This window comes from Streptomyces sp. BL1 (genome assembly GCF_057628045.1).
In genome coordinates, this window is record NZ_JBXYWZ010000002.1 from 2228639 (window position 1) to 2251882 (window position 23244).

Below are 23244 nucleotides of genomic sequence, written 5' to 3' on the forward strand. Positions count from 1 at the left end.
GAGCTCCGCTGCTACGGCGTGCGTCTGCTCGCGAGGGCGCACGCCACCGCGGTGGCCGCCGCGGCGGCGGACAGTCCGGCGCCGAGCGGCAGCCAGGGCACGGCGGCCGTACCGCTGCGGGAGCCCGAAACCAGGCTGCTGACCGCCGCGTTGGCGGGTGAACCGCCCACAACGAGCGCCAGCAGTACGGCGAGCAGCATGGCCGGCACCGCCCTGCCCGTACTGCGCAGCAGCGGCCGGTTGCACAGTGCGCCGACGGCCGTGCCGAACAGTGCGCAGGTGAACGCCGCCAGCAGTCCCGCGACTGCCGCTTCCGGTACGTCGACTGCCACGCGGCGGTCGTTGCTGTGCGCGTCGCTCAGCGCGACGACGGCGGCCGTACCGGCGACAGCGAGTACGGCGGCGGCCGACAGTGCGGCCAGTACGGAGGACAGGTGCGCCCTCCAGGGGCCGGCCGCGGCGGCGGCACAGTGGCGGGCGGCGTCCGGTTCGGCTGTGACGCAGATCCGTACGAGCCAGGCGGCGACCGGCAGCAGTACGGCGGCCGCGACGCCGAGGGAGTCCAGGAGCGGCTGACCGCTCTGTACGCCGACGGCCAGCAGCGCGGCGTACAGCAGGAGGGGCGGCAGCCAGCGCTGTGAACGCCACAGCAGCGCGCTCTGGTAACGCAGCAGTGCGAGGACGGAGTTCACGCGGCACCACCCTCCTCGCCAGCGGCTTCTCCGTGCTCCGGGTGCACGGCGTGTCCCGGGTGCACGGCGCGGATGTGCCAGGGCGGGCGGGCCGTCAGCAGGGCGTGCAACAGGGCGTCGGAGGCGGCGGCCGGCGCGGTGAGCGACACCGTGCCGTCCGGACGGCGGGCGGTCACCGGGTGGCCCGGAAGGTGCGGAGGCAGTACGGCGGCGGGCGGGCCCTCGGCCTCGACGCACACCTGTGGTCCGGCCGCGACGGCGTACGGTGCCACGCCGGCGGGCGTCAGTGTGCCGTCCGCCACCCGGTACGCGGCGTCCGGCAGTCCTGCGAGCCGGCGCGGATCGTGGTCGACGAACACGACGGTGCCGCCCTCGGCGACCCGTTCGGCCACCGCACCGTCCAGCACGTCGCGCGCGGACGGGTCGAGCCCGGTCCACGCCTCGTCGAGGACGAGCAGCCCGGGCCGGGCCAGCAACGCCTGGGCCACGGCGACCTTCTGGCTGCTGCCCTTGGACAGTTCGGCCATCGGCGTACGGGCGTACTGTCCGGCGCCGAAGCGGTCGAGCCACTCGTGTGCGGCGCGCGCCGCCGCGGCACGGCGCAGACCGTGCACACGGCCCATGTGGGTCAGGTAACGGTGCGCGGTCAGCGGCAGCCCTGCCGGGAAACGTTCGGGTACGTACGCGCTGCGCGGCCGTCCGCTGATCCGTCCGGCACTCGGGCTGTCGATCCCGGCGAGCAGCCGCAACAGGGTCGATTTGCCGCTGCCGTTGGCCCCCTCGAACCGCAGCAGAGCGCGCTCGGGCAGATCGAGGTCGACGCCGCGCAGCACCCACCGTCCCGCCGCCCCGTAGCGGCGGCCGACTCCGTGCAGTCTCATGCCGCCCGACGGTAGCCGAAGGGCGCGCAGGCCACGGTGGCAGACTGGACGGGTGACCGAGCCCAGTTCCTCCACCCCTGCGTACACGCCCCAGGACGCGGCCGACGACGCCGCGTCGCGGTACGTCCTGCCCCTCGTCGTACGGATCGAGCGGACCGAACCGCCCGCCCGTACGGACGCGTTGGAGACCGCGGCGCGCGCGGTGCTGACGCTGCTGGCCGACGAGCGGACCGTCGCGGACGACGGGGAGTGGGCCAAGCTGGTGCGCCTGTGGGAGGAGCGCGGCATCCGCAAGGTGGTGCGCAGGGCCCGCGGCGCGGAGTGGCGGCGCGCGGAGGCGCTGCCCGGACTCACCGTCAGCGGCGGCAGCGCACAGGTGCGGGTCTTTCCGCCGGTGCCGCTGGACGGCTGGCCGAAGGATCTGGCGCGGCTCCAGGTGTCGGGCACCGATCTGGACGATCCGGAGACTCCGCCGGAGCCGCCCGCCGGCCGGCCGGTGCTGTGGCTGAGCCCCGGCCTGGACATGTCGGCGGGCAAGGCGATGGCGCAGGCCGCTCACGGGGCGCAGCTCGCCTGGTGGGAGCTGGCCACGCAGGCGCGCGCGGACTGGCGCGACGCCGGGTTCCCGCTGTCCGTGCGTACGGCGCCGGACGCCGCGCACTGGGCGGAGCTCACTGCGAGCGGGCTGCCCGTCGTGCGCGACGCGGGCTTCACGGAGATCGCCCCCGGCTCGTGCACGGTCGTGGCGGACCATCCCGCGCTGCGGCACTGAACGGAGTGCTGCGGCGCTGAGCGGAGTACGGAGAGGAGGGCGCGTGGAGCGCACACCGTTGGGCACGGGCATCGGCTGGCGGCCGGAGATCGCCGAGGGGATCGACGCGCTGCCGGGCATCGACTGGGTCGAGGTGGTGGCCGAGAACATCTGCCCCGGCCGGCTGCCGGAACCGCTGCGACGGCTGCGGGAACGCGGTACGACGGTGGTGCCGCACGGGGTGTCGCTCGGGCTGGGCGGCGCCGAACGCCCCGACGCACAGCGGCTGGCGGCGCTCGCCGAGCGCGCCGAGGAGCTGGACGCGCCGCTGGTGACCGAGCACATCGCCTTCGTGCGCGCGGGCGGCATGGAGGCGGGCCATCTGCTGCCGGTGCCCCGTACGCGCGACGCGCTGGACGTCCTGTGCGCCAACGTGCGCATCGCGCAGGACGCACTGCCGGTGCCGCTCGCCGTGGAGAACATCGCAGCGCTGGTCAACTGGCCCGATGAGGAGCTCACAGAGGGACAGTTCCTCGCGGAACTGGTCGAGCGCACCGGCGTACGGCTGCTCATCGACGTGGCCAATCTGCACACCAACCACGTCAACCGGGGCGAGGACCCGGCGGCGGCACTGGACGAACTGCCGCTGGAGGCGCTGGCGTACGTGCATGTCGCCGGCGGTGTGCAGCGGGACGGCGTGTGGCACGACAGCCACGCGCACCCGGTGACGCAGCCCGTCCTGGACGTACTGGCCGAACTGTGCGCCCGTACGGCGCCGCCCGGAGTGCTGCTGGAGCGCGACGAGGACTTCCCGCCCGTGGCCGAACTCGCGGGCGAACTGGACACGATCCGCCAGGTCCTCGCGAACGGCAGCAGCGGGCGCACGAGCACCGGGGACGCCGGCGCCCCCGGCACCGGAGCGGCACATGTCTGACGCCGACAGTTCTGACGCCGACAGTCTGGACGCCGCACGCGACCGTCTGGCCCGCGCACAGTCCGGCCTGCTGTCCGCTCTGGTCGCCGGGGCGCCCGATCCGGAGGGCTTCGACAGTGCGCGGCTCGACGTGCAGCGCAGGGCGCTGACTGCCAAAAGGGCGGACGTCGTGGCCAAGGTGGCACCCGAACTGCCGGACATCCTGGGCGGGGACGAGTACCGCGCCGCGTTCTCCTCGTACGCGGAGGGCCGCCCCATGACCGGCGGATTCCGTCAGGACGCGCTGGACTTCGCCGCGTGGCTCCTCGCGCGGGAGGCCCCGGCGGCACACCGCGCGCGCCGGCGGCTGCGCCGGTGGCACCGCGAACGCGCGGCCTCCCGGCCGCCGGCCCGCCTCCGGATCCGGGGCGCCCTGCGCCGGTTCACGGGCGTCGCCGCGCACTGAACCTGACGCACAGGCGACACGGGGAACCGCGCGATCAGGGGCGCGGCGAACCGCGCAAACAGAGACACGGCGAACTGCGCACACCCCACACGAACCGCACCCGGCACACGTAACGCGCCCCCACACGCAAACCGCCCCGCAACGCGGCCACCCCGCCGACAGGCGGATCGTCACTTCGGGGGGATTGCCGCCGACACCGCCCCACGGTGCTTTACATGTCCCAACTGCCCCATTGTGCTGGCCTTTTCCCCTCCCCCGGACGGAACGAGGACAGCCAGTGCGCGCAGCTGCGATCTCCGGCACGCTCGGAGCCCTGATGCTGGCCGCGGCCGGCTCCGCACCGGCCGGGGGCGCCCCCGTGCCGTCGCCGGGCCCGGCTCCCGGCCCCGCGCCCGACGTCGCCGGGATCGCCGGCGCCCAGTACGCGCCGGGCGCCCGGGCCGAGGCCCTCGGCACCGGGACCGCCGCGCGGCACGCCGCGGCGGCCGGCGTCGACTGGAAGAAGTGCCCCAAGGTGGAAGCGCTGCCGAAGTCCGTCGAGTGCGGCACGGTGAGCGTGCCCGTGGACTACGCGAAGCCGGACGGCGAGAAGCTGCGGCTGACCCTCAGCCGGGCCCGCGCCACCGGCTCCGACAGGGAACGCAAGGGCCCGCTGCTCTACAACCCGGGCGGCCCCGGCGGCAGCGGCATGCCGTTCCCCATGTTCGGCAAGGCCCTGGGCGGCGTGTGGGAGAAGCTCAACAAGAGCTACGACTTCGTGGGGTACGCGCCGCGCGGCGTGGGGCGTTCGGCGCCGCTCTCCTGCCAGGACCCGGAGAAGTTCGCGAAGGGCCCCAACCGTGCGCCCCGCAACCCCTCCGCCGCGGACAAGCGCGCGATGCGCGAGGACGCCGCCGCGTACGCCCGCGGCTGCCACGCCGCGCAGGGCGACAGGCTGGACCACTACACGACGGCCGACAACGCGCGCGATCTCGACGTACTGCGTGCCGCGCTCGGGCAGCGCGAGCTCGATTTCGTGGGCGCCTCGTACGGCACCTATCTCGGCTCCGTGTACGCCACGCTCTTCCCCCGGCACGTGGGACGGTTCGTGCTGGACAGTGTGGTCAACCCGCAGCGCGACAAGATCTGGTACCAGTCCAACCTGGACCAGAATCCCGCCTTCGAGCGCCGCTGGACCGACTGGAAGCGCTGGGTCGCACAGCACGACGGCACCTACCGGCTGGGCGGCACCGCCGCACAGGTGCAGCGCTCCTTCGACGCGGTCCGCTCACAGGTCGACCGGAAGGCGGCCGGCGGGACGGTCGGCTCCCGCGAGCTGATGCTCGCCTTCGTGAACGTCGGCTACGACGACGGCATGTGGGCCGAGTACGCGGCGGCGCTGTCCGGCTTCCGCAAGGGCGACAGGGAGGCACTCACCCAGCTCGCGGCGCCGGACATGAAGGCGGCCAAGGAGGACGAGAACAGCAACGCCATGTACAACGCCGTGCAGTGCTCCGACGCGCCCTGGCCGCGCGACTGGGCACGCTGGAACCGCGACAACGAACGGTCCGCCCGCGTCGCCCCGTTCAACACGTGGGAGAACGTGCGGATGAACCTGCCCTGCGCGTACTGGAAGGGCAAGCAGTCACAGCCGGTCGAAGTGGGCGTCCCGTACGGCATGCTGCCGCCCGTGCTGCTGCTCGCCGCGACCCGCGACGCGGCCACCCCGTACGACGGCGCGCTGGAGATGCAGCGGCGGCTGCCCGGCTCCTCGCTCGTCACCGAGAAGGGCTCCGGCACCCACGGCGTCGCCGGGGGCAACGACTGCGCCGACCGTCATCTGGAGCGCTATCTGCTGGACGGCAAGACGCCGGGCGACAGCGCGACCTGCAAGGCCCGTCCGGCGCCGAAGGCCGAGAAGACCGGCAGGAACGGCACCTGACGGACCGTCGGGGCGGGTCCGCGCGGCGGTGAGCCGGCGGGCCCGCGCACCGTACGGCGCGGGGCTCAGGCCAGCCCGGACACCAGCTCCGCGACGGGCTTGCGCCGCCCGGTGTAGAACGGCACCTCTTCCCGCACGTGCCGCCGCGCCTCGGAGCCGCGCAGATGACGCATCAGGTCGACGATGCGGTACAGGTCGTCGGCCTCGAAGGCGAGCATCCACTCGTAGTCGCCCAGCGAGAAGGCGGGCACCGTGTTGGCCCGTACGTCGGGGAAACCGCGCGCCATCTTGCCGTGGTCGGCGAGCATCTTGCGGCGCTCGTCGTCGGGCAGCAGGTACCACTCGTAGGAGCGGACGAAGGGGTACACGCTCACGTAGGCGCGCGGCTCCTCGTCGGCCAGGAACGCCGGAATGTGCGACTTGTTGAACTCGGCGGGACGGTGCAGCGCCATGTTCGACCAGACCGGCTCCAGCGTGCGGCCGAGCCGCGTGCGGCGGAAGCGGTTGTAGGCGTCCTGCAGCGCGTCCGAGGTCTCCGCGTGCCACCAGATCATCACGTCCGCGTCGGCCCGCAGACCGGACACGTCGTACGTGCCGCGCACCACGACGTCCTTCGCGGCGAGCTGTTCGAAGAGTTCCTCGACCTCTTCCGCGTACCCGGCGCGGTCCTCCGGCAGGACGTCGCGCAGCCGGAACACCGACCAGAGGGTGTAGCGGATGACCTCGTTGAGGTCCTTGGCCTTCTTGCCCGCGTGGGGGGCCTTCTCCGGCGCGGACGGGGTGTTCGGCGTCTCCGGTGCAGCAGTCATGGTCCCTATTCTCGCTCGCTCTTCTGTTCCGCCTGTCCGAGGGTCGCCTCTGCGGCCCGCCGGCCGTCGGCCACACACGCGGGGATGCCCACCCCGCCGTACGCGGCGCCGCACAGTTCGAGGCCGGGCACCGCGGCGGCGTGTCCGCGGATGCGGGACACGCGCTCCAGATGTCCGACGGGGTACTGGGGAAGCCCGCCGTCCCAGCGGGTGACGAGACTGTCGACGGGTGCGACAGTCCTGCCGGACGTCAGTCCTGTGGCCGACTCCAGGTCCTGGAGGGCGAGTTCGGTCAGCTCGGCGTCGTCCCGCTTGAGGATCTCCTCCTCCTCGAACCGTCCGACCGACGTCCGGAGCACGAACAGCTCCGGGTCCTGCGCCGCCGTCCAGTCCCACTTGTTCGCGGAGAAGGTGGCCGCCTTGATGGTCCGCCCGTCGACCGGCGGCACGAGAAAACCGCTGCCCTGCGGCACGCGGCCGAGGTCGCGCCGCCGGAAGGCCATGGTCACCAGGGCCATGGAGGCGTAGTCCACGCCGGACAGTTCGTGTGCGGCGGCGGGTGCCTCGGAGGAGAGCAGCCGGGCCGCCGCGGGCGCCGGCGCGGCGACGACGACCGCGTCGGCCGTGCGCACCCCGTCTGCCGCGGCGACGGTCCAGCCCGTCGCCGTACGGCGGAGTTCGCGCACGGGTGTGTCCGTGCGGATCTCGGCGCCGGCCGCGCGCAGATGGTCCCCGACGGCGCGGGGCAGCCGTCCGATGCCGCCGTCGATGCCCATGAACACGGGCCCGCCGGGCGGCTGTTGCTCCGCGGTGCGCTGCTGGACCGCGCGCACGCCGGCCAGCAGCGAGGTCTCCGCGCGGGCCGCCTCGTACAGCTGCGGCACGGCGGCACGCATCGAGATGCGGTACGCGTCGCCCGCGTACACGCCGCCCAGCAGCGGCTCCACCAGCCGGTCGACGACCTCGCGGCCGAGCCGCTGCGCGACGTACGCGCCGATGGCCACGTCCTCGCCGACGGGCGTGCGCGGCAGGTCCGCGTCCTCGCCGATGCGGCGCAGGCCCTCGGAGGAGATCAGCCCCCGGAGCGCTTCCGGGTCGCCGGGTACGCCCATCACGTGTCCCTTGGGCATCGGGCACAGCTCACCGCGGGACCAGACGGCCGCGCCTCCGGCGGGCGCGGGGGGCCGCAGCGCGTCGGACAGGCCGACAGCGCGCGCGAGTTCGACGGCTTCCGTACGGCGGGCGAGCATCGCCTCCGCGCCGAGATCGACGGTGGCTCCGGCCACCTCGCCGGTCGCGAGCTTGCCGCCCAGCCGCGGCGAGGCCTCCAGGAGCGTCACTCCGGCACCGGCCCGCACGAGCCGCTCCGCCGCGGCGAGTCCGGCGATTCCGCCACCGACCACGATTACGCGCATACCTCCACGCTAAGCGCTCACCCACGGTGCCCATGCCGACCGCATGTCGGTACGGACACCGCACTGACGGACCCCTAGTCACGCAGCGGGCTGTCAGAGGGGCGCGGCATACTCGGCTGGGAGTCGTCGACATCTCAGTGAGCCCGCCACATCTCGGAAAGCCATCCGTATCCGGCCGTTCAAGGGAGCACGTTCCATGGCAGCACGCCGCATGGTCGTCGTCGGAGGGGACGCGACCGGCATGAGCGCCGCCTCGCAGGCGCGCCGGCTCACCGACCCCGCGGAACTGGAGATCGTCGCCCTGGAGCGCGGGCAGTTCACGTCGTACTCGGCGTGCGGCATTCCGTACTGGATCGCCGGCGACGTCGAGGACCGCGACGATCTCATCGCCCGCTCCCCGGAGGAGCACCGAGCCCGCGGCATCGACCTGCGGACCGGCACCGAGGTGACGCGCCTCGACCCGGAGCACCGGCGCGTCCGCCTCCACCCCGCCGACGCCGGCGGAGAGGGGGACGGCACATGGCTGGACTACGACACCCTCGTCCTCGCCACCGGCGCCAGGCCGCTGCGCCCGCCGCTGCCCGGCATCGACGCGGAGGGCGTGCACGGCGTGCAGACCCTGGAGGACGGCGAGGCCCTGCTGGACGATCTGGCGCGGGCCGAGAAGGAGACGCGGGACGGCGCGCGCCGCGCGGTCGTCGTCGGCGCCGGCTACATCGGCGTCGAGATGGCCGAGGCGCTGGTCCGCCGCGGCTACGAGGTGACGGTGCTGGACCAGGCCGAGCAGCCCATGACGACGCTCGACCCGGACATGGGCGCGCTGGTGCACGAGGCCATGGACGGGATGGGCATCGAGACGCTGACGGGCTCGGCCGTCACGGAGATCCGTACCGACGGGCAGGGCCGCGCCCGCGCCGTCGTCACGGAGGACGCCGAACACCCCGCGGACATCGTGGTGCTGGGCCTCGGCGTCACCCCGGAGACGACGCTCGCCCGCGAGGCGGGCCTCCCCGTGGGCGAGTCCGGCGGGCTGCTGACGGACCGTGCCATGCGCGTGCGGGGGCATCCGGACATCTACGCGGGCGGCGACTGCGTGGAGGTGCTGGACCTGGTGTCGGGCCGCACCCGGCACATCGCGCTCGGGACGCACGCCAACAAGCACGGCCAGGTCATCGGCTCCGGCATCGGCGGCGGGTACGCGACGTTCCCCGGCGTCGTCGGCACGGCCGTCAGCAAGGTGTGCGATCTGGAGATCGCGCGGACGGGCCTGCTGGAGCGTCAGGCGACGGACGCCGGGCTGCAGTTCGTCACGGTGACCGCGGACGCCACGAGCCGCGCGGGCTACTACCCGGGGGCGCGCGGCATGCGCGTGAAGATCCTCGCCGAGCGCCGCACGGGGCGGCTGCTCGGCACCCAGATCGTCGGCCGTGAGGGCGCCGGCAAGCGGGTCGACATCGCGGCGGTCGCGCTGACCGCGGGGATGACGGTGGAGCAGATGACGGCGCTGGACCTGGGGTACGCGCCGCCGTTCTCCCCCGTCTGGGACCCGGTCCAGGTGGCGGCCCGGAAGGCGGTCCGGGCCGTCCAGGAGCGGGGTTAGCGGGCGGTGCGCTCGTGCACGTAGGAGACGAGACGGGTCAGTGCCTCGGGATCGGTTTGCGGGAGCACCCCGTGGCCCAGGTTGAAGATGTGCCCTTCGAGACCGCGTGCCGACCGCAGCACCCGCTCGGCCTGTTCCTCGACCGCCTCGCGCGGCGCGAACAGCACGGCGGGGTCCAGGTTTCCCTGGATGGCCTTGCCGGGGCCGACGCGCCGTGCGGCCTCGTCCACGGGCACCCGCCAGTCCGCGCCGACGACGTCCGCGCCCGCGGCGCCCATGTCGCCGAGGAGTTCGCCGGTGCCGACGCCGAAGTGGATGCGCGGCACGCCGTACTGCGCGACGGCGTCGAAGACCTTCGCGGAGGCCGGCTGGACGGAGCGCCGGTAGTCCTCGGGGGTGAGCGCGCCGACCCACGAGTCGAACAGCTGCACCGCCGAGGCGCCCGCCTCGATCTGCACCTTCAGGAAGGCGGCGGTGATGTCCGCGAGCCGGTCCAGCAGGTCGGCCCACAGCTCCGGGTCGCCGTACATGAGGGCCTTGGTGTGCTCGTGGTTGCGCGAGGGGCCGCCCTCGACGAGGTAGCTCGCGAGCGTGAACGGCGCGCCCGCGAAGCCGATGAGCGGGGTGCCGCCCAGTTCGCGGGTGAGCATGCGCACCGCTTCGGTGACGTACGAGACGTCGCCGGGCTCCAGCGGCCGCAGCCGCTCCAGGTCGGCGCGGCTGCGGATCGGCCGCTCGACGACCGGGCCGACACCCGGCTTGATGTCGAGGTCGATCCCGATGGCCTTGAGCGGGACGACGATGTCGCTGAAGTAGATGGCGGCGTCCACGTTGTGACGCCGCACCGGCTGCAGAGTGATCTCGGTGACCATGTCGGGCCGCATGCAGGAGTCCAGCATCGCGGTGCCCTCGCGCAGCTTCCGGTACTCGGGCAGCGAGCGCCCCGCCTGCCGCATGAACCACACCGGCGTGTGCGGTACGGGCTCGCGCCGGCAGGCCTTCAGGAAGACCGAATCCTCCGTCTGCCGCGGCGCCTTCACACCCTCCGGCTCCTCGGTGTCCCTGCTGGTCTGCGGCTGGCCCGTGGGGCGGTCAATGGCACTCACGCCGAGAAGTCTCGCACGCCCGCGAGTGTCCCTCCCGGAACGGGCCGCCGATCACGCCTACCCTTCCGCCCATGGCAGCGGCTCGACCACAGATGACGGAGGGATCCGGCGGCGCGGACGGACAGGGCGGGGAGAGCACTCCTCCGCCCTTCCGGCACGCCGTCGGCGCCCTGATCGGCACCCGGCCGCGGCAGGAGGTACGCATCTCCGAACTCCCCGCGCCCAAACGGCTCGCGCCGTACAGCTACGCGCTGGAGGCGACCGTCATGGCTCCGCCGGGCAACGGCGACGAGGAGGCGAAGGAGCTCGCGGACGGCAGATTCGTGCTGCTCTACGACCCGGACGGGCAGGAGGCGTGGCAGAGCACCTTCCGCGTCGTCACCCTCGCCCGGGCCGACCTGGAGCCGGAGATGGCCGCGGACCCCCTGCTGCCCGAAGTGACCTGGACCTGGCTGACCGGCGCGCTGGAGGCGCGCTCCGCCGCGTACACGGAACCCAGCGGGACGGTGACCCGGGTCGGTTCGCACTTCTTCGGCCGGCTGTCCGACCGGCCGCAGGAGAGCGAGCTGGAGCTGCGGGCGAGCTGGACTCCGGTCGGTTCCGGACCGCCGTCCTCTCCCCCGGAGTTGGCGGCGCATCTGACGGCGTGGTGCGAGCTGCTCTGCCAGTGCGCGGGGCTGCCGCCGGAGGGCGGCGAGGGCGCGCCGGTCGTGCCGCTCCCGCAGCGGCGCGGCCCGCGCCCGGGCTGACGGCCCGGCACCCCTGGACGGCGCGGCGCCGGCGGACCCCGGGTCCGCCGGCGCCGTTGCCCGTTCCGACGGGCGGGCCGGCGAGCGGCCTGACGGGCACTCACCGGGATTTCACGGGAGAGTGAGAGGTCGAGCGGGCTTCCGATTAACGGAAAACGCTCTCACCGATTCGTGATCTTTCTCTAAAGGCGGGCCCGAGAGCTGCCGAAGGAGTCAGTGACCCTTCCACCCCGGAACACCCCGACTCGTCCCAATCTTTTCGCCCGGTCGTCGAGTCGGTTCCGTCCCACTCCCCAGGAGGCCCGGTGTCTGTTCTCCTCGAGCACCCCACAAGCCTGGTCGCCTACCGCCCGAACAAGCCGACGGCCATGGTCGTCGTGGCCGACCCCCGCGTGCGTTCCACCGTCACCCGGCATCTCTGGGCTCTCGGCGTACGGGACGTCATCGAGGCGTCGTCGATCGCGGAGGCGCGTCCACGAGTCGGCAATCCACGCGACATCTGCGTGGCCGACGTCCACCTCCCCGACGGGTCAGGACTGAGCCTGCTGTCCGAGACCCGGGCGGCGGGCTGGCCGAACGGTCTCGCGCTGTCGGCTGCCGACGACATCGGAGCGGTGCGCAACGCCCTCGCCGGCGGCGTCAAGGGTTACGTCGTCACCGGCACCCGCAACAACCTGGGCGGTGCGCTGCCCACCCGGCACGGCGCCGCGCCCATCGGTGCCGCCGCCAACAGGCTGCACCGCCGGCCCGGCGGCGGGCCCGGCGGTCCGGGGCACCCCGGCGGCCTGCGCGAGCTGTCAGGGCGCGAGGTCGAGGTCCTGCGGCTCGTCGCCGAGGGCCAGTCGAACAAGGCGATCGGCGTGTCGATGGGCCTCTCGGCCCTGACGGTCAAGAGCCACCTGGCGCGCATCGCCCGCAAGCTCGGCACGGGCGACCGGGCCGGCATGGTCGCCGTGGCGCTCCGCACCGGCATCATTCACTGACGCCCCGCCAGGAACCGGAGCGGTATCCCCGCGCCCGCCGACGGAACGTTCCGTCGGCGGGCGTTCCGCTGCGACGGCACACAGCTACTCTTGACTGGTGACCGACGCCCAAGAGACCGCATCAGCATCCGCAGCTCAGACCCCGTCCCCGGGCTCTTCCGACGGCACTCGCCAGGACTCGGGTCCGGCGCCGGTCCCTTTGCTCGCCCCTCGTGAGGGCATTCCTCCCGTCACGGCGGACGCGGCCGGGCTGGCCGCGCTGACCGACGCGCTCGCCTCCGGGACGGGTCCGGTCGCCGTCGACGCGGAGCGCGCCTCCGGATACCGCTACGGCCAGCGCGCCTATCTGATCCAGCTGCGCCGGGAGGGCGCGGGCAGCGCGCTCATCGACCCCGTCGGCTGCCCCGACCTCTCCGAGCTCGGCGCCGCGCTGGGCGACACCGAGTGGGTGCTGCACGCCGCGACGCAGGACCTGCCCTGCCTGCGCGAAATAGGCATGCTTCCCAAGGAGCTGTTCGACACCGAACTCGCGGGGCGGCTCGCCGGGTTCGCCCGCGTCGGCCTCGGCGCGATGGTGGAGAACGTCCTCGGCTACGCACTGGAGAAGGGGCACTCCGCCGTCGACTGGTCGACACGCCCGCTGCCCGAGCCGTGGCTGCGGTACGCGGCGCTCGACGTGGAGCTGCTGATCGACCTGCGCGACGCACTGGAGGAGGAGCTGGAGCGGCAGGGCAAACTGGACTGGGCGCACGAGGAGTTCGCGGCCATCGCGTCGGCGCCGCCGCCCCCGCCGCGGAAGGACCCCTGGCGCCGTACGTCCGGGATGCACAAGGTGCGCAGGCGCCGTCAGATGGCCGTCGTACGGGAGCTGTGGAACGCCCGCGACCGGATCGCGCAGCGGCGTGACGTGTCACCGGGCAAGGTGCTCTCCGACGCGGCGATCGTGGAGGCCGCGCTGTCCTCCCCTGCGGACACGCAGGCGCTCTCCGCGCTGTCCGGCTTCGGGCACCGCATGGGCCGCAAGCAGCTGGAGCAGTGGCAGGCGGCGGTCGACAGGGCGCGGGCGCTGCCCGAGGAGCAGCTGCCCGCGCAGGGCCAGCCGCTCAACGGGCCGCCCCCGCCGCGTTCCTGGGCCGACAAGGACCCGGACGCGGCGGCACGGCTCACCGCGGCGAAGGCCGCGGTGGTGGCGCGCGCCGAGGAGCTGAACCTCCCGCAGGAGAACCTGCTGACGCCGGACACCGTCCGGCGCCTGTGCTGGCAGCCTCCGGCGGCGTCCGAGTCCGCGGTGGAGGACGCGCTGCGCGGGCTGGGTGCCCGGGAGTGGCAGATCGCCCAGACCGCTCCCCTTCTCGCGCAGTCCCTCACCACCCGCGCCCTTTCCTGACGCACCCGCTCCCCCGTGCCCGCCCCTGCGCCCCCGCGGCGCGGCGGCGGGCACGGCGCGTTCGTACGACGTACGGGAACGGGCGGCGGAAGCAGGTGTGACGAGTGCCGCTCTCATGAAGCACGGGCCCCCCTTGCCTGCTGGTTACCGGCAAGTAGCATGGGCCGCGGGAAGCGCGCCGCCCGGCGTACACGCACCGCACCTGGAGGAGAGCCAACGTGCCTCGTACCGCTAGGGATGTCGTCTTCGTCGACGGCGTCCGTACCCCGTTCGGCAAGGCGGGCCCCAAGGGCATCTATCACGAGACCCGCGCGGACGACCTGGTCGTCAAGTGCATCCGTGAGCTGCTGCGGCGGAATCCGGACCTGCCCCCTGAGCGCATCGACGAGGTCGCCCTCGCCGCGACCACGCAGATCGGCGACCAGGGTCTGACCCTCGGCCGCACCGCCGGCATCCTCGCGGGGCTGCCGCAGAGCGTGCCCGGCTACTCCATCGACCGTATGTGCGCCGGTGCGATGACCGCCGTGACGACGACCGCCGGGTCCATCTCCTTCGGTGCGTACGACCTCGTCGTCGCCGGCGGTGTCGAGCACATGGGGCGGCACCCCATGGGTGAGGGCGTCGACCCGAACCCGCGCTTCGTGTCGGAGAAGCTCGTCGACCAGTCGGCCATGTTCATGGGCATGACGGCGGAGAACCTCCACGACCGCTTCCCGCACCTGTCCAAGCAGCGCGCCGACGAGTTCGCGGTGGGCAGCCAGGAGAAGGCCGCCAAGGCGTACGCCGACGGCAAGATCCAGTCGGACCTGGTGCCGGTCTCGGTGCGGCGCACCAACGAGGAGGCGGGCGAGACCGGTTGGGGCCTGGCGACCCAGGACGAGCCGATGCGCCCCGGCACCACGCTGGAGATGCTGGCCGGTCTGAAGACGCCGTTCCGCGCGCACGGGCGGGTCACGCCGGGCAACGCGGCGGGCCTCAACGACGGTGCCACCGCCTCCCTGCTGGCCGCCGAGGACGTCGCCCAGGAGCTGGGCCTCCCGGTGAAGATGCGGCTGGTCGCGTACTCCTTCGCGGGCGTCGAGCCCGAGGTGATGGGCGTCGGTCCGGTGCCGGCCACCGAGAAGGCGCTCGCGCAGGCGGGGCTGAGCATCGACGACATCGGCCTCTTCGAGGTCAACGAGGCGTTCGCCGTCCAGGTCCTGGCGCTGCTCGACCACTACGGCATCGCCGACGACGACCCGCGCGTCAACCAGTACGGGGGCGCCATCGCCTTCGGGCACCCGCTGGCCTCCTCCGGTGTGCGTCTCATGACGCAGCTGGCCCGCCAGTTCGAGGAGCAGCCGCACGTCCGCTACGGCCTGACCACCATGTGCGTCGGCTTCGGCATGGGCGGGACCGTCATCTGGGAGAACCCCCACTGGGAGGGCAACAAGTGAGCAGCAACATCGCAGAAGCGCTCAAGGGCGCGGCAGAGGTCTTCCCGGACGAGGTCGTGACGGAGGCGCACGTACGCCACCTCGACCTGCCGGCCGGTGCGGGCCGGTTCGCCCTCATCACGCTGGACAACGGCCTGGACCACACCAAGCCGACCACCTTCGGACCGCAGTCCCTCGCGAAGCTGGACGCCGCGATCGACCAGGTGGAGAAGGAGGCCCGCGAGGGCGGGATCGTCGGCGTCGGCATCACCGGCAAGCCGTTCATCTTCGCCGTCGGCGCCGACCTCAAGGGCGTCGAGATGCTGACGAAGCACGAGGACGCGCTGGCCATCGGCCGCGGCGGGCACGCCGTCTTCAAGCGGCTCGCGGACCTGGCCGTGCCGACCTTCGGCTTCTACAACGGCGCCGCCATGGGCGGCGGTGTCGAGGTCGGTCTGCACTGCACCTACCGCACCGTCTCCAAGGCCCTGCCGGCCTTCTCGCTGCCCGAGGTCTTCCTCGGTCTGGTGCCGGGCTGGGGCGGCTGCGCGCTGCTGCCGAATCTGATCGGCGCGGACCGCGCGGTCTCGGTCGTCATCGAGAACTCGCTGAACCAGAACAAGCAGCTGAAGGGCAAGCAGGTCTACGAACTCGGGATCGCCGACGCGATCTTCGAGGGCGCGGACTTCCTGGAGGAGTCGCTGCGCTGGACCGCGTCCGTGCTGAACGGCGAGATCGAGGTCGTACGGGCCGAGGTCGACCGCGACGAGGCCTGGGACCAGGCCGTGGAGCGTGGCAAGGAGATCGCCGACAGCAAGGTGCACGGCGCGGCCCCGGCCGCGTACCGCGCGCTGGACATCATCGCGCAGGCCAAGAACGGCGACCTGCGGGCCGCCTTCGACGCCGAGGACAAGGCGCTCGCCGACCTCATCATGGGCGGTGAACTGCGCAGCGGCATCTACGCGTTCAACCTCGTGCAGAAGCGCGCCAAGCGTCCCGCCGGCGCCCCCGACAAGTCGCTCGCGCGCCCGGTCACCAAGGTCGGCGTGGTCGGCGCGGGCCTGATGGCCTCGCAGCTGGCGCTGCTGTTCGCGCGCCGCCTGGAGGTGCCGGTCGTGCTGACCGACATCGACCAGGAGCGGGTCGACAAGGGCGTGGCGTACTGCCACGAGGAGATCGACAAGCTGCTGCTGAAGGGCCGCGTCAACCAGGACAAGGCGAACCGCCTGAAGGCCCTGGTGACCGGTTCGCTCGACAAGGCCTCCGCCTTCGCGGACGCGGACTTCGTCATCGAGGCCGTGTTCGAGGAGATGGGCGTCAAGCAGAAGGTGTTCGCCGAGGTCGAGGCGGTCGTGCCGGCGCACGCCATCCTCGCCACCAACACCTCCTCGCTGTCCATCAGCGAGATGGCGTCGCAGCTGAAGCACCCCGAGCGGGTCGTCGGCTTCCACTTCTTCAACCCGGTCGCGATCCTGCCGCTGCTGGAGATCGTGCGCGGCGAGCAGACCGACGACGCGTCGCTGGCCACCGCCTTCTCGGTCGCCAAGTCGCTGAAGAAGACGGCCGTGCTGGTCAAGGACGCCCCGGCGTTCGTCGTGAACCGTGTGCTGACCCGGTTCCTCGGCGAGGTGCTGCGCTCCATCGACGAGGGCACCCCGGTCGAGGTCGCGGACCGCGCGCTGGCGCCGCTCGGCCTGCCGATGTCGCCCATCGTGCTGCTGGAGCTCGTCGGCCCGGCCGTCGCGCACCACGTGGCGGGCACCCTGCACGAGGCGTTCCCGGAGCGGTTCGCCGTCTCCGAGAACCTCGGCCGCGTGGTCGAGGCGGGCAAGCGCAACCTGTACGTGCCGGGCACGCAGGAGCTCGACCCGGAGGTCGCCTCGCTCTTCCAGGTCGGCACCACGGTGCTGACGGAGGAGCAGGTCCGCGACCGGGCGCTGGACGCCATCGCGCAGGAGGTGCGGATCATGCTCGACGAGGGCGTGGTCGCCGAGGCGCAGGACATCGACCTGTGCCTGATCACCGGCGCGGGCTGGCCCTTCCACCTGGGCGGGCTCACCCCGTACCTGGACCGTGAGGGCGTCAGCGAGCGTGTCTCCGGCAAGCGCTTCCTGGAGCCGGGCGTGGCGAGCGTCCCCGCCTGAATCCGGTGAACCGCGACGGCGCCCGCCCCGACCTCCCTGGGGGTGGGCGCCGTTCGCGTGTGCCGCACCGCGCGCTTACGTGGAGCTGGTGGCCTGCGGCTGCAGCTCGCTGGGCCGTACGATCACGAACCCCTCTCCTTCCAGGGCGAGTTGGACGGCCTCGCCGGAGCCGCCGCGCAGCATGGAGCCGACGCTCTGGGAACGGTGCAGCGACGCGTTGAGCTGGGCACTCCAGCCGACCACGGCGTCGGTGTCGACATATACCGGGGCCTGCGGGCCGACGGGGATGACGATGGGTTCGCCCTCGCAGGTCAGCCCGAGTCTGCCCTGCCCGGTGAAGACGCTGTTGAACAGGCCGCCGCCGGTCATGCCCGCGCCCTTGACCATCTTGACGTCGTAGGACAGCGTCGCGTCGAAGCACAGCACATGACGGCCGTTGAGGCTCAGTGCGTCCCCGGGCGCGATGTCGACAATGAAGCAGCTCGCCGCCTCGTGCGCGAACCACGCCTCGCCCTGGCCGCGCACGGCCATCAGCGGCAGACCCTCGCCGGTGACCTTCCGCTTGAGGTAGCCGCCGACCCCCTGTCCCTGCCGCTCGAACTGGAGATTGCCGCGGTAGGCGACCATCGCGCCCTGGCGGGCGTAACACTCGCCGTTCACCGCGTACTTGATGGACTTGCCGTTCTGGAGCGTCATGCCGGCCGCGGCGGGGGCCGTGGCCAGATATTCGTCCTTGAAAAGGTCACTCTGCATACGGGAATGATCGCCCGGAGCCCCGGCTTCCGCCAGGGGCCACGGCTCCGGCGCTGCCGGCCGGTTCAGCGCAGTTCCAGCACCCGCACTCCGTACGGTTCCAGCACGGTCTCGTCGGCCTGTTTGCCGGTTTCCAGGTCGTGCAGCGTGCCGTCCGCGGAGGGCCGTACTGTCACCGGTTCGCCGCTCTGGGAGACCAGCCACACGAACCGGCGGCCGTCCTCGTGCACCAGCGTGTCGGCGCCCACCAGCGGCGTACCGGTCGTCACCGGGCGCGCCGCCCCGGCGGTCTCGGCCAGCGCCGCGTACAGCCGGTGCGTGTCCTCCGGGTTCACCCGTGCGGTGCCGGCCGCCAGGTACTCCAACGGGTAGGTGCACAGCACTGTTTGGCCATCGCCCACCGCGTACCGCAGGAGCGCGGGGCGGCCGCGGCCGTCGGTGGCGACGACTGTCGCGCCGTCGGGGACGACGGGCAGGTACGCCTTGCTGTCGTCGCTCCCCCGGTACGCCGCCACGTCGAACCGCAGTACCGCGCCCTTCCCGAGGAACCCGAAGTCCTCGTGGAAGGTGAACTCGACCGTGTCGTCCTCGATCGGCTCGGCCAGCCCGTACGACAACTGGAGCCGCACGCCGAACAGTTCGTCGAGGCCCTGGAACCAGGGCCCGCGGGTGGTGCCCTTCTCGCCCGAGCAGTACGACAGGTACACGGTCGCCCCGCCGCGGGCCAGCTGCTCCAGGTGCCGACGGGTGGGGGCGAGCAACTGCCGTGTGGACGGCAGCAGATAGAGCCGGCCGTCCTCGGGGAGCCCGTCCTGTTCCCGGGCGAAGGCGAGCGGCAGGTCCGCCTCGCGTGCCGCCGTGTGGCTCTGCCGCAGGGACTCGAAGACGACGGGCCGGTCGGCCGCGTAACCCACGGGGAAGCCGCGCTCCAGGAAGGCCGGCACGACGAGCGCGGCGTCCGTGTCGGCGCGCCGGCAGTGCGGGAAGTCGACCTGCTCCAGCACCCGTGCGAACGCGGCCAGTTCGCGCAGCGGCGCCTTCGGCCGTCCCTCGCTGTCCGTGATGCCGAAGTGCATCTCGAAGCCGTGATGGTCGTACGGCGGCTGCTCCAGCAGCGCGTCGTAGTCGGTGTTGTTCCAGGCGATCCAGCCGGTGCTGCCGGCGAGAAGCGAGTTGTGCAGGGTCTGCCGGTAGTACGTGGCGGCGTTCTCGTCGGACACGAAATCCGTCGACAGTCCGAACTCCTCCAGGACGACCGGCTTCCCGGCGACGGCGGCCAGTTCGCACTCGAACGCGGCACGGTGGTGCTGCCGGATCCGGTCGGTCTCCATGCGGTACACGTGCGGCCCGGCGAAGTCGACGAGCTCCGCGGTGTCGCGCAGCGAGAAGCCGTTCTCCCTGCCCATGACCTCCATGCCCCACGCCCCGTCGCCCAGCGAGACGGGCTGCGCTGCCCCGGTGGCACGCACCGCGTTGACGATGGTCTCGGCCCATGAGGTGACGTGCTCACGGGGTGCCGGTTCCTGTCCCGGCACCCGTCCGTAGATGGGCATCTCGTTGCTCACCAGCCAGGCGGTGACGGCCGGATGGCGGTGGAAGCGGCGTGTCATCTCCTTCGCGAACCACGCCTGCCGGGCCACCATCCACACGTCCCCGTACAGATCGCGGCCGCCCCGCCAGGACGGGTCCCAGTTCTCCCCGGACATGTGGCCGACCAGGTACGTCGGAATGGTCTTCATGCCGCACTCGGTGTGCGCGTCCAGGAAGTCGGCGAAGTGCACGCAGAGCGCCTCGTCGACGGTGTACGGGGTGGGCATGAAGTCCGGCCAGTAGAAGAACGACCGGGTGGTGTTCAGGCCGTGCTCGCGCAGCACGGACAGTTCCTCACGGATGACCCGCGGGTCGTACGAGCGCCACATGAGCGGACCGCCCGTACGGGACCAGAAGTTGGCGCCGAGCCAGGGAAGCACGCCGGGGTCGTGGGACAGCTGTGCGCTGAAGCGCTTCATGGGGGGGCTCCTCGGAGAGTTCCTACATTTTGACGGCGCCGCTGAGCAGCGCGGCCTGCATCCGCTTCTGCAGCACGGAGTACACGGCGAACACCGGCAGCAGGGTGATGACGGTGCCGGCGGCCAGGAGTCCGTAGTGCGTGCCGGCCGTGGACACGAGGGTGGGCAGGGCGACCTGGATGGTGCGCAGTCCGGGGTCGGGACCGATGATGATCAGCGAATAGAGGTACTCGTTCCAGAAGTTGAGGAAGTTCAGCAGCACCACGGCGGCGATGCCCGGCAGACAGACCGGCATGTAGACGTGCCGCAGTACGGCGAACGTGCTCGCGCCGTCCATGCGGGCGGCTTCCTCCAGTTCCGCCGGGACGGCCCGCATGAACTGGGTGAGCAGCACCACCGACAGCGGCATCGCCGTGGCGGGCAGCAGCAGGACCATGAACGTGCGGGTGTGGAACAGGCCCGTCGCGGCGGCCAGCAGGAACGTGGGGAACAGCGCGGCGAACGTGGGCACCAGGAAGCCCAGCGAGAAGATCCGCTCCAGCACCCGGCCGGCCCGGCCGCGGCTGCGGGCGAGGGCGAACGAGGCGGGGACGGCGAACGCCAGGGTGACGGCCAGTCCGCCGACCGTCACCAGCGCCGAGTTGGCGATGGCCCCGCCGAGACCGGCGAGCTCGAAGGCCCGGGTGAAGTTGCCGGGCGACAGCGAGCCGGGCAGGCCCAGGGGGCTGCCGAAGATGGCGCCGTTGTCCTTGAAGGCGGAGACGAGGAAGTAGTACAGCGGCACGGCCAGCAGCGCGGTGTAGGCCCAGACGAGCAGGTGCGCCGGTATCCAGGACAGGCGCAGGGTCTTCCTCACGTACGGTCAGCTCCCCTGGTGTCGGAGGGTCGGTCGGCGGGTCAGTGGGACGGCCGGAGCAGCCGGCGGATGAGCAGCATGCCGACGAGTCCCACGGCGAAGAGAAGAACGCCGACTGCCTGGCTGTAGCCCAAGTCGGCCTGCAGGAAGGCCTTCTGGTAGACGAGATAGGCCAGCGTGGTGGAGGAGTTGCCGGGGCCGCCCTTGGTGAGCAGCAGGACGTGCTGTGCGGAGCCGAACAGCGTCCAGAGGAACTGCAGCATGGTGACCACGCCGATGTAGTCGCGCACGATGGGGAAATGGATGCGCCACATGGCGCGCCAGTGGCCCGCGCCGTCGAGCTGCGCGGCCTCGCCGGTTTCGTCGGGGACGCTGCCGAGACGGGCGGCGATCAGTACGGCGGTGAAGCCGATACCCGCCCAGATGTCCAGCGCGACGATGCCGTACAGCGCGGTGTCCGGGTCGGCGAGCCACACGTGCGCCAGCGACCCGAGACCGAGGCTTCGCAGAACTCCGTTGACCAGTCCGTCGGGTGACAGTGCGCCATAGAAGAACATGGCCTTCGCGGGCGTCGAGATCAGTCCGGGGACGAACAGCAGATAGCGCAGCAGCCGGTGTCCCGGCGGCTGTTGTACGAGGTAGTACGCCAGCATGTAGGCGCACAGGATCATCACGGGCAGCGCGACGGCGAGCTGCACCGCGGTGTTCTCCACGGCCTGCCAGAACACCGGATCGGCCAGCACCGTGCGGTAGTTCTCCAGTGCGGCGAAGCTGCGCGGCTGGAGCATGCCGGGCCAGTGCAGCGACGCGATCACGAAGATCGCGGCCACCGGGCCGACCATGAAGACGAGGTACCAGACGAGGGCCGGTACGGCGAGCCAGGTGCCGCCCTGCCGGATCCGGCCGGCGGACGGCGGCACGGGCCGCGGGGTGCCGGGCTCTCCCGCCCTCTCCACGTCCTGGTAGAGGGCGGGCGCGGACGCCGTCGGCATGGATCCTCCATCAGGGCTGTGCGGAACGGGACTTGGGCGTTGGTGCGGGGGCGTACGGGTCAGGCGTCCGTGCTGCGGTACGCCTTCTCCATGGCGGTCCGCACCTGCCGGGCGCCCGTGCCGGGGCTGAACGCGGTGCCGGTGGCCTGGATGAGCGGCTGGGTCACGGCGGCGGGGATGTGGATGTCGGGGCAGACCACTTCGCTGACGGGGCTGTCCGCGCCCTCGCCGAGGTCCTGCCCCTGGGCGACGAGGGGGTACCGGGTGCTGCGCGCCCCGGTGCGCAGGGCGACGTCGCGGCCGCCGGCGACGAACGTGCCGATGGTCGGCGGGCTGTACATGTAGCGCACGAACTTCTCGACACGGTCCAGCTTCCGCTCCCCGTTGGGGCTGACCCAGATGCCCTGCGACGCGTTGGCCCGCATGATGGTCGGCTTCGGGTATACGGCGTCGTGCGGTACGGGGAAGCCGCCGACGGTGAGGTGCTTCGCCGCGCCGGCGGGGAGCTCCGCCATGGCGGAGGACATCAGGGAGGCGATGGCCGCCTTCTGGGTGCCGATCTGGGTGGTCATCAGGTCGGAGGTGACGCCCTGCGCGTTGTCGGCGAACACGCCGGCGTCGCGCAGTTCGACGAACAGCTCGATGCCACGCCGGGCGCCCGGGGAGCCGCTGAAGTCCCCGTCGGCCATGACCGCCTTGGCCTCCTCGGCGGGCACGTACGCCTGCATGATCTGGAGCAGCAGCTTCTGGCCGCTCCAGTCGTTGCCGCCGATGGCGACGGGTGAAATCCCCTTGCCGCGCAGCTTCTTGGCGGCGGTCAGCAGCTCGTCGTGGGTACGGGGCACACCGTCGGCCCCGGCGCGGCGCAGGAGGGTCTCGTTGAAGACGACGGGCCAGTTGGTGCGCAGAAAGGGGAAGCCCTGGAGCCGGCCGTGCTTGTCGGTCCACTCCTTCAGCGGCGCCTCCAGCACCCGGTCGCGCAGTCCCCACGCGTCGAGGTACTTGCCGACGGGTACGGTCGCGCCGACCTCTGTCCAGGCGAGCGCCTTGTCCCACAGGTTGACCAGGACGATGTCGGCTTCCTTGCCGGCCAGCTTGGAGGTCTCGTACACCTGCTGGAGGTCGTCGGCGTTGGTGAGGACCTTCAGCGGGATGCGGGGGTTGTCGCGGCGGAACGTGGCGGAGGCGCGTGCCCAGGCCGCCGCGCCCGGCGCGTTGCCGCCCAACTGCGAGTGGACGACGAGCCCTTCGGGCACCTCGCTGCCGGTGAGGGACGCGCATCCGGTGAGCGCCGGGGCGCTGAGCACGGATCCGGCGGCGGTAGCGGCGGCGAAGAATCCGCGGCGGTTCAGAGCAGGGGGCACCCCCTGACACCTCCTCCTCAGCGGCTGCACAGCAGCGG

18 protein-coding genes and 1 pseudogene are annotated in these 23244 nt (G+C 72.4%); 9 read left to right on the forward strand and 10 right to left on the reverse strand.

The window, feature by feature from the left end; all coding sequences use genetic code 11:
• Window positions 1-11: 11 nt before the first annotated feature.
• Complete coding sequence (locus AC3AGO_RS09965) at window positions 12-692, reverse strand: ABC transporter (protein ID WP_487819791.1); 681 nt, start codon at window positions 690-692, stop codon at window positions 12-14.
• Window positions 689-1573, reverse strand: a complete 885-nt coding sequence (locus AC3AGO_RS09970; protein WP_487819792.1) for an ATP-binding cassette domain-containing protein — start codon at window positions 1571-1573, stop codon at window positions 689-691. Before AC3AGO_RS09970 ends, AC3AGO_RS09965 begins: the two co-directional genes overlap by 4 nt.
• Before the next feature lie 52 nt (window positions 1574-1625).
• Here AC3AGO_RS09970 and AC3AGO_RS09975 point away from each other — a divergent pair, with 52 nt between their 5' ends.
• The 3 genes and pseudogenes from AC3AGO_RS09975 (at window position 1626) to AC3AGO_RS09985 (ending at window position 5624) form a co-directional block, all read left to right on the forward strand.
• Window positions 1626-2345 carry an aminoacyl-tRNA hydrolase gene (locus AC3AGO_RS09975; protein WP_487819793.1) on the forward strand — a complete coding sequence of 240 codons (720 nt, stop codon included), beginning with the start codon at window positions 1626-1628 and terminating at the stop codon, window positions 2343-2345.
• A 43-nt stretch (window positions 2346-2388) separates the two neighbouring features.
• Window positions 2389-3703, forward strand: a pseudogene (locus tag AC3AGO_RS09980) (MbnB/TglH/ChrH family RiPP precursor modification enzyme).
• A gap of 277 nt (window positions 3704-3980) precedes the next feature.
• Complete coding sequence (locus AC3AGO_RS09985) at window positions 3981-5624, forward strand: alpha/beta hydrolase (RefSeq protein ID WP_487819794.1); 1644 nt, start codon at window positions 3981-3983, stop codon at window positions 5622-5624.
• A gap of 65 nt (window positions 5625-5689) precedes the next feature.
• Here the strand turns inward: AC3AGO_RS09985 and hemQ are convergent, their stop codons facing one another.
• Together hemQ and hemG are read right to left on the reverse strand one after the other, a co-directional pair.
• Window positions 5690-6433, reverse strand: coding sequence for a hydrogen peroxide-dependent heme synthase (gene hemQ, locus AC3AGO_RS09990; RefSeq protein WP_487819795.1), 744 nt, complete (start codon window positions 6431-6433; stop codon window positions 5690-5692).
• A 5-nt stretch (window positions 6434-6438) separates the two neighbouring features.
• Window positions 6439-7848 carry a protoporphyrinogen oxidase gene (hemG, locus tag AC3AGO_RS09995; protein WP_487819796.1) on the reverse strand — a complete coding sequence of 470 codons (1410 nt, stop codon included), beginning with the start codon at window positions 7846-7848 and terminating at the stop codon, window positions 6439-6441.
• Between the two features lie 196 nt (window positions 7849-8044).
• On the opposite strand from hemG, the gene AC3AGO_RS10000 reads away from it, so the two are divergent.
• The gene (locus tag AC3AGO_RS10000) at window positions 8045-9448 is read left to right on the forward strand and encodes an FAD-dependent oxidoreductase (protein ID WP_487819797.1); all 1404 of its coding nucleotides are present in this window, start codon (window positions 8045-8047) and stop codon (window positions 9446-9448) included.
• Here the strand turns inward: AC3AGO_RS10000 and hemE are convergent.
• Window positions 9445-10554: a uroporphyrinogen decarboxylase gene (gene hemE, locus AC3AGO_RS10005; RefSeq protein ID WP_487819798.1), complete on the reverse strand. Its 1110-nt coding sequence runs from the start codon at window positions 10552-10554 to the stop codon at window positions 9445-9447. The two genes, AC3AGO_RS10000 and hemE, sit on opposite strands and share 4 nt — an antisense overlap.
• Window positions 10555-10625: 71 nt before the next feature.
• On the opposite strand from hemE, the gene AC3AGO_RS10010 reads away from it, so the two are divergent.
• The 5 genes from AC3AGO_RS10010 (at window position 10626) to AC3AGO_RS10030 (ending at window position 17232) form a co-directional block, all read left to right on the forward strand.
• Complete coding sequence (locus AC3AGO_RS10010) at window positions 10626-11303, forward strand: DUF3000 domain-containing protein (RefSeq protein WP_487819799.1); 678 nt, start codon at window positions 10626-10628, stop codon at window positions 11301-11303.
• Between the two features lie 305 nt (window positions 11304-11608).
• On the forward strand, window positions 11609-12286 hold the full coding sequence (locus AC3AGO_RS10015) for a LuxR C-terminal-related transcriptional regulator (protein ID WP_487819800.1): 678 nt from the start codon (window positions 11609-11611) through the stop codon (window positions 12284-12286).
• Between the two features lie 97 nt (window positions 12287-12383).
• Window positions 12384-13673 (forward strand): HRDC domain-containing protein, encoded by a 1290-nt coding sequence (locus AC3AGO_RS10020; protein WP_487819801.1) that lies wholly within the window; start codon window positions 12384-12386, stop codon window positions 13671-13673.
• 218 nt (window positions 13674-13891) lie between these two features.
• On the forward strand, window positions 13892-15109 hold the full coding sequence (locus AC3AGO_RS10025) for a thiolase family protein (protein ID WP_487819802.1): 1218 nt from the start codon (window positions 13892-13894) through the stop codon (window positions 15107-15109).
• On the forward strand, window positions 15106-17232 hold the full coding sequence (locus tag AC3AGO_RS10030; RefSeq protein ID WP_487819803.1) for a 3-hydroxyacyl-CoA dehydrogenase NAD-binding domain-containing protein: 2127 nt from the start codon (window positions 15106-15108) through the stop codon (window positions 17230-17232). The genes AC3AGO_RS10025 and AC3AGO_RS10030 overlap by 4 nt, the downstream gene beginning before the upstream one ends.
• A 75-nt stretch (window positions 17233-17307) precedes the next feature.
• Here AC3AGO_RS10030 and AC3AGO_RS10035 read toward each other — a convergent pair whose 3' ends face one another.
• The 5 genes from AC3AGO_RS10035 to AC3AGO_RS10055 all read right to left on the reverse strand — a co-directional run bounded on the left by AC3AGO_RS10035 (window position 17308) and on the right by AC3AGO_RS10055 (window position 23206).
• The gene (locus AC3AGO_RS10035) at window positions 17308-17985 is read right to left on the reverse strand and encodes an AIM24 family protein (protein WP_487819804.1); all 678 of its coding nucleotides are present in this window, start codon (window positions 17983-17985) and stop codon (window positions 17308-17310) included.
• Window positions 17986-18050: 65 nt separating this feature from the next.
• Window positions 18051-19994 (reverse strand): cellulase family glycosylhydrolase, encoded by a 1944-nt coding sequence (locus AC3AGO_RS10040; protein ID WP_487819805.1) that lies wholly within the window; start codon window positions 19992-19994, stop codon window positions 18051-18053.
• Between the two features lie 22 nt (window positions 19995-20016).
• Entirely contained in the window at window positions 20017-20850 is an 834-nt protein-coding gene (locus AC3AGO_RS10045; protein WP_487819806.1) for a carbohydrate ABC transporter permease, read from the reverse strand.
• A gap of 41 nt (window positions 20851-20891) precedes the next feature.
• On the reverse strand, window positions 20892-21842 hold the full coding sequence (locus tag AC3AGO_RS10050; RefSeq protein WP_487819807.1) for a carbohydrate ABC transporter permease: 951 nt from the start codon (window positions 21840-21842) through the stop codon (window positions 20892-20894).
• A gap of 59 nt (window positions 21843-21901) precedes the next feature.
• Window positions 21902-23206: an ABC transporter substrate-binding protein gene (locus AC3AGO_RS10055; protein ID WP_487819808.1), complete on the reverse strand. Its 1305-nt coding sequence runs from the start codon at window positions 23204-23206 to the stop codon at window positions 21902-21904.
• Between the last annotated feature and the right edge of the window lie 38 nt (window positions 23207-23244).